This is a genomic window from Mycobacterium sp. E2462, from assembly GCF_001672685.1.
GTDB lineage: Bacteria > Actinomycetota > Actinomycetes > Mycobacteriales > Mycobacteriaceae > Mycobacterium.
On the sequence record NZ_LZKC01000342.1, the window covers coordinates 1 to 10298 of the forward strand.

At 69.4% G+C, this 10298-nt stretch carries 11 protein-coding genes and 2 pseudogenes; 7 read left to right on the forward strand and 6 right to left on the reverse strand.

Annotated features, from left to right (window positions below):
- The coding region (locus A5714_RS17965) for a mammalian cell entry protein (protein ID WP_068287378.1) at positions 1-321 on the forward strand (321 nt) is incomplete at its 5' end.
- A gap of 10 nt (positions 322-331) precedes the next feature.
- On the opposite strand, the gene A5714_RS17970 is transcribed toward A5714_RS17965, so the two are convergent.
- From A5714_RS17970 to A5714_RS26210, 3 genes are all read right to left on the reverse strand, one after another.
- The gene (locus A5714_RS17970; RefSeq protein WP_068070181.1) at positions 332-910 is read right to left on the reverse strand and encodes a hypothetical protein; all 579 of its coding nucleotides are present in this window, start codon (positions 908-910) and stop codon (positions 332-334) included.
- Between the two features lie 78 nt (positions 911-988).
- Entirely contained in the window at positions 989-2473 is a 1485-nt protein-coding gene (locus A5714_RS17975) for a trehalose-6-phosphate synthase (protein WP_068287380.1), read from the reverse strand.
- Positions 2474-2638, reverse strand: a complete 165-nt coding sequence (locus A5714_RS26210) for a hypothetical protein (RefSeq protein ID WP_008263763.1) — start codon at positions 2636-2638, stop codon at positions 2474-2476.
- A gap of 271 nt (positions 2639-2909) precedes the next feature.
- Here A5714_RS26210 and A5714_RS17980 point away from each other — a divergent pair, with 271 nt between their 5' ends.
- The 3 genes from A5714_RS17980 (at position 2910) to A5714_RS17990 (ending at position 5723) form a co-directional block, all read left to right on the forward strand.
- Positions 2910-3857: an enoyl-CoA hydratase gene (locus A5714_RS17980; RefSeq protein WP_068287383.1), complete on the forward strand. Its 948-nt coding sequence runs from the start codon at positions 2910-2912 to the stop codon at positions 3855-3857.
- Between the two features lie 232 nt (positions 3858-4089).
- Positions 4090-4923 (forward strand): SDR family oxidoreductase, encoded by an 834-nt coding sequence (locus A5714_RS17985; RefSeq protein ID WP_068070184.1) that lies wholly within the window; start codon positions 4090-4092, stop codon positions 4921-4923.
- A gap of 14 nt (positions 4924-4937) precedes the next feature.
- Positions 4938-5723 (forward strand): SDR family NAD(P)-dependent oxidoreductase, encoded by a 786-nt coding sequence (locus tag A5714_RS17990; RefSeq protein ID WP_068287385.1) that lies wholly within the window; start codon positions 4938-4940, stop codon positions 5721-5723.
- Here the strand turns inward: A5714_RS17990 and A5714_RS17995 are convergent, their stop codons facing one another.
- Positions 5724-7283, reverse strand: a complete 1560-nt coding sequence (locus A5714_RS17995; protein WP_156747374.1) for an LCP family protein — start codon at positions 7281-7283, stop codon at positions 5724-5726. It lies immediately after the preceding gene.
- Positions 7284-7617: 334 nt separating this feature from the next.
- The gene (locus A5714_RS18000; RefSeq protein ID WP_197502834.1) at positions 7618-7884 is read right to left on the reverse strand and encodes a hypothetical protein; all 267 of its coding nucleotides are present in this window, start codon (positions 7882-7884) and stop codon (positions 7618-7620) included.
- Between the two features lie 64 nt (positions 7885-7948).
- On the opposite strand from A5714_RS18000, the gene A5714_RS18005 reads away from it, so the two are divergent.
- Both A5714_RS18005 and A5714_RS26700 read left to right on the forward strand, forming a co-directional pair.
- Positions 7949-9100 (forward strand): TDT family transporter, encoded by a 1152-nt coding sequence (locus A5714_RS18005; protein ID WP_068287391.1) that lies wholly within the window; start codon positions 7949-7951, stop codon positions 9098-9100.
- A 139-nt stretch (positions 9101-9239) separates the two neighbouring features.
- Positions 9240-9410, forward strand: coding sequence for a hypothetical protein (locus tag A5714_RS26700; RefSeq protein WP_197502835.1), 171 nt, complete (start codon positions 9240-9242; stop codon positions 9408-9410).
- On the opposite strand, the pseudogene A5714_RS18010 reads toward A5714_RS26700, so the two are convergent.
- Positions 9407-10018, reverse strand: a pseudogene (locus A5714_RS18010) (amidase family protein); the annotation flags it as partial. The gene A5714_RS26700 and the pseudogene A5714_RS18010 overlap by 4 nt on opposite strands.
- Between A5714_RS18010 and A5714_RS18015 the strand changes: the two are divergent.
- Positions 10014-10298 (forward strand): annotated as a pseudogene (locus A5714_RS18015) (amidase family protein); the annotation flags it as partial. The pseudogenes A5714_RS18010 and A5714_RS18015 sit on opposite strands and share 5 nt — an antisense overlap.

The following is a 10298-nucleotide window of genomic DNA, read 5'->3' on the forward strand; positions in this document are numbered from 1 at the left end:
TTCGCCTACGACTACCAGACCGTCGAGCGGAGCCTGACCGCCGCGTACCCGTTGCTGACGCCCGACTACCGCGCCGAATTCCAGAAGAGCGCCAACACGCAGATCATCCCCGAGGCCAAGAAACGGGAAGTGGTGGTGCAAGCCAATGTCGTCGGCGCGGGAGTGATGTCGGCGCAACGGGATTCGGCGTCGGTGATGGTGTACATGAACCGGACCGTGACCGACAAGACGCGTCAGCCGCTCTACGATGGCAGCCGACTGCGGGTGGACTTCAAGAAGGTCGGCAAGCAGTGGCTGATCGCCTACATCACGCCGATCTAGGCGATTGCCTCTAGTAGCACATCGCGATCGCGTTGCAGTACAACGGGTATCGTTCGACCGGGCTGGGCGGCGGACCCGTCAGCGCCAACGAGAACGGCACCTTCTTCATCGCCGGCTCCATCCCGCAGACGGCGCCGTGCAGCGTGGTGTGGGTGCCGCTCATCGTTTCGTCGCTGAACGCCCAGGTCTCGGTGGACGGGGCGGTGCCGCCGCCGGGGCACGAGACACCGTCGGCCTTGTCCACCTTGAACGTCCACAGCATGCTCGACATCCGCGCCCGGCCGCTGAAGTTCTGCAGCTTGTCCGCGGCGGTGATCCGCTCGTCGGTGAAGCTCACGATGTTCAGCGCGCACTGCATGGCGAAGATGATCGGGTCGGAGTAGTCGTTCATGTTGCGGGTGCCGGACGGCTGATCGCACAGCGCCGTCACCGTCCAGGTGACACCCGAGACACCCGCCTCGTTGTAGGAGTAATTCCCGTCCGCCGGCGGGCCGAGGGCCTTGGCCGGCTCCCCGGAGTGCAGCGCGACCCCGGTCGCGACGGCCACCAGGACACCGGTGCCCGCGGCCAACGTGTGACGGAGCCTCATGTGCAACCTCTCCTTCACCGTTGGACGCCCTCTTGAGTATCACAGCGACCCGGCCGCGACACCATGGGATTGCCAAAGCTACTCGGTGTCGTGCGGGCCCGACTGCGCCAGCGCGTCGAGGAAGGACCGCGCCCACCGATCGACGTCGTGGGCCAGCACTTGGCGGCGCATCGATCGCATGCGGCGGCGGCCCTCCGCCTCGCTCTGGTTGAGCGCGGCTTCGATGGTGTCCTTGACGCCTTCGAGGTCGTGCGGGTTGACCAGGTACGCCTGCCGCAATTCGGCTGCGGCGCCGGTGAATTCGCTGAGCACCAGCGCGCCGCCGAGGTCGCTGCGGCAGGCCACGTACTCCTTGGCGACCAGGTTCATCCCGTCGCGCAGCGGGGTGACCAGCATGACGTCGGCGGCCACGAAGAACGCGATCAGCTCGTCGCGGGGGACCGGCCGATGCAGGTAGTGCACCACCGGGTGACCAACCTCGGAGTATTCGCCGTTGATGTGGCCGACCTGGCGTTCGATGTCGCTGCGCAGGATCTGGTAGCTCTCCACGCGTTCGCGGCTGGGCGTCGCGAGCTGAATGAGCACGGTGTCGTCGCGCTTGGCGCGGCCCTCTTCGAGCAGTTCCGAAAACGCCTTCAGCCGGACGTCGATGCCCTTGGTGTAGTCCAGCCGGTCGACGCCCAGCAGCACCTTGCGGGGATTGCCGAGCTCGGCGCGGATCTCGCGCGCGCGGCGCTTGACGTCGCGGTGCCGGGCAGCCTGATCCAGCGCCGTCGAGTCGATGGAGATGGGAAAGGCGCCCACCCGCACGACGCGGTCCGCGAGCTCCACTTCACCGAACCGGGAACGGACCCCGACGGTGCCCCGCGACGTGTTCACCCCGATCAGCCGGCGGGACAGGATCAGGAAATTCTGGGCGCCGCCGGACAGATGGAACCCGACCAGATCCGCGCCCAGCAGCCCCTCGGTGATCTCGGTGCGCCAGGGCATCTGCATGAACAGCTCCACCGGCGGGAACGGGATGTGCAGAAAGAAGCCGATGGTCAGGTCGGGCCGCAGCTCGCGGAGCATCTTCGGGACCAGCTGCAGCTGGTAGTCCTGCACCCACACGGTCGCGCCCTCGGCGGCGGCGCGGGAGGTCGCCTCGGCGAAGCGCCGGTTGACGTCGACGTAGCGCTCCCACCACTCGCGGTGATAGATCGGTTTGACGATGACGTCGTGGTAAAGCGGCCACAGGGTGGCGTTGGAAAAGCCCTCGTAGTACTCGGCGATGTCGTCGGCGCTCAGCCGCACGGGCCGCAGCTCGAGGTCGTCCTGGATGATCGGCTCGTCCAGGTCGGGGCCCGTACCGTCGTCGGCGACGCCCGGCCAGCCGACCCACGCGCCGCGCCGGCGCCGCAGCAGCGGCTCCAGGGCCGTGACCAGCCCGCCGGGGCTGCGCTTCCAGCTCGTCGTGCCGTCGGGGAGCCGCTCCTGGTCTACCGGCAACCGGTTGGCGACCACCACAAAGTCGGAGTCGCCGAAGGCGGCTGCCTTGGCGCCGCGTCCCTGACCGCGAGGCATCTACGCGTCGAGTTTGGCGGGCCCAATGCCGAGCATGGAAAGGAAGACCCGGCACTCGTCGGCGTCGTTCGCGTACGCCGCGACGACCCTCCTGGCCTGGCTCGCGGTGCTGTCGGCGACCGGTTCGACGTCGCCGATCTCGCCAGGATCAGATTTGGTAGGCATGTCTCAACTGTAGGCGACTCAGTGGGCGGTGTCTCAGGCGTACCGCCGGGCTCGCGGGCCGACGGGCCGGGGCGCGGTGCTGCGCGATGAGCAGGTTCATGCAGCGGGTGGGTGCGGCTGGCGTTTCCCACGGATCGCCGGCTGTCACCGCTCGACCACCGCTGATGGGGCACTCGCTCACGGCGGGAGTCGGCGGGCCCGCCACGAGCCGCTTACATCCTGGCCGTAATGTGTAAACGAGTCAGAGTTGACGACAAGCGAGGTGGGTGCGATGACACTGTCCGAGCAGGCCGGCGCCGCAGCCGGTGCGGGGGCGGCCGGCGGCGACGCCGAGGCGCTGGTCACCTACGAAACCCTCGACGAGGGCCGGGTCGCGCGGATCTGGCTGAATCGTCCCGACGCCCACAACGCGCAGAACCGCGGGCTGCTGGTCCAGCTCGACGAGGCCTTCCTGCGGGCCGAGGCCGACGACACCGTCCGGGTGGTGATCCTCGCCGCGCGGGGCAGGAACTTCTCGGCCGGTCACGACCTGGGTTCGGAGCTGGCGCTCGCCGAGCGCCAGCCCGGGCCCGGCCAGCATCCGACCTTCCGGTCCCACGGTGCGACGCGCGACCCGGTCGCGGAGAAGACCTACCTGCAGGAGTGGCACTACTTTTTCCAAAACACCTGCCGCTGGCGCGATTTGCGCAAGATCACCATCGCGCAGGTGCAGGGCAACGCGATCTCGGCCGGCCTGATGCTGATCTGGGCCTGCGACCTGATCGTCGCCGCCGACAACGCGAAATTCAGCGACGTGGTGGCCGTGCGGATGGGTATGCCGGGCGTCGAATATTACGCTCACCCTTGGGAATTCGGACCCCGCAAAGCGAAGGAACTGCTGCTGACCGGTGACGCGCTGGACGCCGACGAGGCCTACCGCCTCGGCATGGTGTCCAAGGTGTTCCCCGCCGACGAATTGACCGAAAAGACATTGGAATTCGCGCGGCGCATCGCCCAGCGGCCGACCATGGCGGCCCTGCTGGTCAAGGATTCGGTCAACGCGGCCTCCGACGCGATGGGCTTCACCGAGGCGTTGCGGCACGCCTTCCACATCCACGAGCTCGGCCATGCGCACTGGGCCGCCCACAACGAGAACCGCTACCCGGTGGGCCTGCCGCCAGACGTGGAGGACTGGCGGAACGCCAAGCCCACTCAGCTGGCGCGCCGCGACACCCCGTAGGGCGCCGCTGCGCGACGGGGTGGTCGAAGGGGTTGGGCGAAGGAGTGGGCGAAGGGGTAGTCGAAGTGCCCGCCTCACAGCGACACGGCGGCCACCCGGGTGCGCCCGCCCCGGTTGTCGCTGCGAGGCGGGCACATCGGCATCCGGTGCATTCCCCGAGGCTGCTGTGACGGCTGTGATCGCTGCCCTATGCTGCTAGAACCTGTTCCAGTTTTCGGCGTGAGGTGATGGCGTGCAGCTTTCTTTCGACAACCGGACGTATCTGATCACCGGCGGCGGCAGCGGAATCGGCAAGGGCGTCGCCGCCGGGCTGGTGGCCGCCGGAGCCTCGGTCATGATCGTCGGCCGCAACGCCGACCGGCTCGCCGAGGCCGTCACCGACATCGAAGCGCGGCAAGGCGCCGGGTCCATCCGCTACGAGCCGGCCGACGTCACCAACGAGGACGAGGTCGTCCGCGCCGTCGACGCTGCCACGGCGTGGCACGGCCGGCTCGACGGCGCGGTGCACTGTGCCGGCGGCTCGCTGACCATCGGCCCGATCACCCACACCGACTCCGAGGCGTGGCGAAACACCGTCGACCTCAACGTCAACGGCACCATGTACGTCCTCAAGCACGTCGCGCGGGAACTGGTGCGCAACGGCGGCGGCTCGTTCGTCGGGATCTCGTCGATCGCGGCCAGCAACACCCACCGCTGGTTCGGGCCATACGGCGTCACCAAATCCGCGATCGACCACATGATGATGCTGGCCGCCGACGAACTGGGGCCCTCCTGGGTCCGCGTTAACAGCGTCCGCCCCGGCCTCATCCGCACCGACCTGGTGGACGCCAGCGTCATCCAGTCCCCGGAGATCAGCGGCGACTACGCCCTGTGCACGCCGCTGCCGCGGGTGGGCGAGGTCGAGGACGTCGCCAACCTGGCCCTGTTCCTGCTCAGCGACGCCGCCGCCTGGATCACCGGGCAGTGCATCAACGTCGACGGTGGCCACATCCTGCGCCGCGGCCCGGACTACTCGTCGATGATGGTGCAGATGTTCGGCGAGGACGCGCTGCGCGGAGTGGTCTGAACCGGGAGTAACTAATGACAAGACTTGCGGGACAACGGATCTTGGTGACCGGCGCCGCGTCGGGCATCGGTCAGGCCACCGCGCTGCGGCTGGTGGACGAGGGCGCCACGGTGGTGGCCTCGGATGTGGCCGCCGACGGTCTGGAGCAGACCCGGGCGCGGGCCGGCGTGGGTTCGGACCGGTTGACGACGCTGGTGATGGACATCGGCGCCGAGGACTCGGTGATCGCCGGGGTGCGCTCGGCCGTCGAGACGCTCGGCGGCCTGGACTCCCTGGTGAACGCCGCGGGCGTGCTGCGCGCCGCGCACACCCACGAGACCAGCCTCGAACTGTGGAACCGCATCGTGGGGATCAACCTCACCGGCACCTTCCTGGTGGTCCGCGAGGCCCTGCCGCTGCTGCTGGCGAACTTGCGCAGCGCCGTGGTGAACTTCAGCTCCACGTCGGCGTCGTTCGCCCACCCCTACATGGCGGCGTACGCGGCGAGCAAGGGCGGCATCCAGGCCTTCACCCATTCGCTGGCGCTCGAATACGCGCGCGCCGGGCTGCGCGCCGTGTGCGTGGCGCCGGGCAGCATCAAGTCCGGCATCACCGACGCCACCGGCGGCTACATCCCCAAAGACGCCGACTGGTCGCTGTTTTCGCGGCTGATGCCCGTGCTGCCGACGACCGAGACGTCCAGCGGCACCGGCATGGCGGACCCCGGCGTGGTCGCGGGCGTGATCGCCATGCTGGTCTCCGCCGACGGCGCCTTCATCACCGGCACCGAAATCCGCATCGACGGCGGCACCCACGCCTGACTAGTTGACGCAGGGCACCCCGCCGCCGTCGAGGGGCTTGCCCTGATCCGGCGTCGGATACGTCGTGGTGGTGCCGTTGTAGTAGTACGTCTTGGCCTTGGTCGACGTGGTGCTGGTACTCGTCGAATCGTCCATCGTCGTGTCGTCCTGGGTGGGCATCGAGAAGTTCGTGTCGACGGTGACGCGGATGTGCCCGGGCTGCACGGTCGGGTTGGGCTGGTTCGGGGCGTCGAGGCCGAGCAGCGTCGCCACGCTGCGCGCGTCGGTCTGCGCGCCGGCGCCGTATTCGATGGTCGTGGCGTTCGGCTCACCCGACTCGCGGTCGCGGACCTGGCCGGTGGTGAAGCCGCGCTTCTTCAACGCCCGCGACACCTCGGACGCCATCCCGCTCATGGCGCCGGAGTTGATCACGTCGACGACCATGTTGGGGTTGGGCTTGGCCACCGTGCTGGTGGTGGTCGCGCTGCTGGGTGCGGCCGACCCGAGGGCCGCCGCCACCTCCGCCTTGATGGCGGCCGGGTCGACGATGTTCACGTCCTGCCCGTCGATGTTGTCGTAGCGCACCACCGGGAGCGTCAGGAATTCGACATTACCGCCCGCGAGTTCACCGAGGCGCTGGATCATGTCCTCGCTCCACCCCGACGACAACACGACGTCCTTGCGCGCCACCGCCATCAGGTTCTTCAGCTTGTCGACGTTGGTGAACGTCCCCGAGTCCTGCAGCTCCTTCATGACCGACGACAGGAACGCCTGCTGCCGGTGGGTGCGGTCCAGGTCCCCGTTGTCCAGGCCGTGGCGCTGTCGCACGAACGACAACGCCTCCGAGGCGTCGAGTCGTTGCCGCCCGGCCGGGAAGTCGGCGCCCGAATAGGAGTCGTAGACGGCGTGATTGAGGCAGACCTCGACGCCGCCGAGGGTCTGCGCGAGGTCGAAGAAACCGGCCAGGTTGACCTCGGCGAAGTAGTCGATCGGCACGCCGGTCAGGTTGCGCACGGCCCGCAACGTCGCGGCGCGGCCCGCTTCACGGCCCTTGGTCTCGAGCTCCTTCTGGCTGCTGGTGCCCTGGTTGGCGAGCTTCTGCGCGACGTACTGCTTGGTCAACCCGTACGCCTCTTTGATCTTGATGTGGTTGTAGCCCGGCACGCCGGTGAACGGCACCCAGTCGTCGCGGGGGATCGAGAAGGCGACGACCTTGTTGTCGGCGCCGACGTGGACCAGGATCAGCGTGTTGGTGTTGTAGCCGCCGTCGTCGGAATCGCCGGCGTGCAGGTGTTTGAGGATGGACCAGGGCAGGTCGTTGCCGTCCTGATCTTTTCGCGAGTCCAGGCCGATGAGCAGGATGTTCATGTTGTCGCCGCTCGACCGCGGATCGTCGGGCTGCAGCGCGTTCGACACGGTGATCCCGCCGAGGGCGCCGTGCGCCACGTAGTAACCGGCCCCGGTCAGGCCGACCGCCGCGACCGACACCAGGGCCATGACGCTGCGCGACAGCACCGCGCGGAACCGGGAGGGCTGACGGGGGGCACGGTGGCGGTGGTGGGCGCCGCCAGAGCGCGCCATCACAAACCTCTGCCCATACCCGGCGCATCGGCGCCCGCCGCCACGGCGGCGGTTTGCGGCGATGTCGCTTCGAGCATGGTGACAAGTATGCGTTAGCTTGCTATGAAGCCCCCAATCGAGGAATCCGCCGGCAAACGCCCCGCGGCGGCCGCGCGCCGCGGCGTACGATGCCCCCGCCGCCGGGGATAACGTCCTGATCTGCGGTTTTGACCTGCCGGCGCGGCGTGGCGGTCCGCGTGGATCTCGGCGGAGTCTCGGCGCGGGCACAGCGTCGCGGGGATCGACCCGAAAGTGTGACCCGACGGAGACGTCCGCGGCGCCGCGCGCCGGCTGCTCAGCGGGACCTGACCAGGTCCTCGCCGGAGGTGTAGTACAGCGTGATGTTGGACCCGGTGACGACCTCGGCGAGGAAGACGCCGAGCGGTTCGACCTCGTAGTAGTAGTGCACGTCGCCATTGCTGTCGAGCGTGGTGGCGCAGGAGAATCCGGGCGCCCCGCAGCGTTGCTTGACCGGCACGGCCAGGACGCCGAGCGCGAGCGCCGCGATGCACAGCAGCACCGGCAGCCTGCGCACCGCCCGTCCGCTCCGCGCCGCTGGCATCACGGTTGGAGTCTAAGCGTCGTGGCCCTTCCGGTTCAGTGCGACGCAGTAGGGTGTTGCAGCGATGGCCATGGTGAGCCCCGACGCCGCCCCACCGCCGCAGCGGCGCGTCGAGGTGCTGGGCAATCTTGGTCCCAATTGGTTCGCCTCGGTGATGGGCACCGGCATCGTCGCCATCGCCGGCGCCACCCTGCCGGTGCGCGTCACCGGCCTGCGGGCGTTCACCGAGGTCGTCTGGGTGCTCGCCGCGTCGCTGTTGGCGGCGCTGATCGTGGTGGTGGGCGGTCACTGGCTGCGGCACCCCACGGTCGCCCGCCGGCACGCCCGCAACCCGCAGATGGCCCACTTCTACGGAGCCGCGCCGATGGCCCTGATGACCGTCGGCGGGGGAGCGGTGTTGATCGGTAAGGACCTGCTCGGCGAACGCGTCGCGGTCGACCTGGACTGGGTGTTGTGGAGCGCGGGCACCGTCGGCGGCCTGTTCACCGCGGTCAGCATCCCCTACCTGATGTTCACCCAGCACCAGGTGGAGCCCGACGCGGCATTCGGCGGCTGGCTGATGCCGGTGGTGCCGCCGATGGTGGCCGCCGCGACGGGGGCGCTGCTCCTGCCGCACCTGGCCCCGGGCGCCGGGCGACAGACCATGCTCTTCGGCTGTTACGCCATGTTCGGGTTGTCGTTGATCGCGTCGCTCAACATCATCGCGATGATCTGGAGCCGGCTGACCCTCTACGGCACCTCCGGCACGGCGCGGGTCCCGACGCTGTGGATCGTCCTGGGTCCGCTCGGCCAATCCGTCACCGCCGCCGGGCTGTTGGGTTCCGCCTCGTCGCTGGCCGCGGAACCCGCGCTGGCCGAGGACCTGAACGCCTTCGCCGTCCTCTACGGCGTCCCGGTGTGGGGATTCGCGGTGTTGTGGATCGCGTTGGCCACCTCGTTGACCGTGCGCACCTTGCGCCGCGGCATGCCGTTCGCGCTGACCTGGTGGAGCCTGACCTTCCCGGTGGGCACCTTCGTCACCGGCACCGCCCAGCTCGCCGGGCACACGCACCTGCCCGCGTTCAGGGTGGCCGCCGTCATCGCCTATGCCGGCCTGCTGTCCACCTGGTTCCTCGTCACCGTGCGCACCGCGCGGGGCAGTCTGCGCGGCAACCTGCTCAAGCTGCCGCCGAGCAACGCGCCGGTCAAGGCCAGTAAGGACCCACTGCGGCCGTGAGGCGGTCGGCGCTCCGGCGTTTGACTCCCCGGGGGCGGCGGGTAGGCAGCCTTGAGCCATGCGAAGGCGCCCAAGCGACCCCGGCGAGCGGAGCTCCCCGGTCGCGGCGCCGGCACAGACCCCGAAGGAAGGAAACGACATGCGTGCCGAAGAGGGCGACGAATCCGTCAAGGACTACGCGGCCGAGGGTAAGCAGACGCTGGGCAGGATCAAGTCGTCGCAGCGCGGCGGCAAGCTGGGCGACGTCGCCCGCCGCTTCGCCAAGCTGTGGGGCGGCGGCCCCAAGTCACCCGACGGCACGTCGGGCTAGGCCGGCCCCGAGACGGGCGCCGGATGCCGGTGCGCCCACGGCCGGGCCTCCTCGAGCTGCGCCGCCAGCTGCAGCAGCTCGCCGTCCGAGCCCAGCTTGCCGACGAACTGCACGCCCAGCGGCAGCCCGCCGTCCGTCCAATGCAACGGCACACTGATCGCCGGTCGGCCGGTGAGATTGGCCAATTGCGTATACGGCACCCAGCCCAGGCTCTGCTCGATGAGGTCGTCGAGGATCCCGCTGAGCCGCATGGCCCAACCGGCTCGCAACCGGCTCACCACCCGCGCCACCCGCTGTAGGGGCGGCGACGTGGTGGTGGCGCCGATTGCCAGGGGCGGCGTGGCCAGCGTGGGCGTCAGGAAGTAGTGGTAGTCCGCATGGAACGCGGCCAGCGACTGGATGTACAGGTGCCGGTTCTCCAGCGCCCGTAGCGGCGCCAGGACGCCGCCGGAGCGACCGAGCTCGCCGACCGCCAGGGTGTCGGCCTCGAAATCGCTGTCGCGGGCCCCGGTGCGCCGCTTGATCTCCTCGATCTGCTGGTGCAGTTGGGCGAACCAGATGGTCAGGAAGTCGCGGCCCAGGGCGGCGTCGTCGTAGGGCGGCGCGATGATCGGGCCCGACCCGGCCGCCGCCTACCAGGCCGCCCTGCCGGGCGAGCCGTTCAGCGAGCTCATCCGGCGTCGTCCCCAATCCCTGACGATCGGCTACTCGACGCGCTCGGCCATCAATCCCCACCCGGATCGGGAGGCCGTCGCCGCGGTCGCGCAGGCCGCGGCCGTGCTGACCGAGCTGGGCCACCGCGTCGAGGAGGTCGCGCCGCCCTACGACGACGCCGCCCTGGGCCGCGACTTCCTGACCATCTGGTTCGCCCAACTGCACCAGCAGACC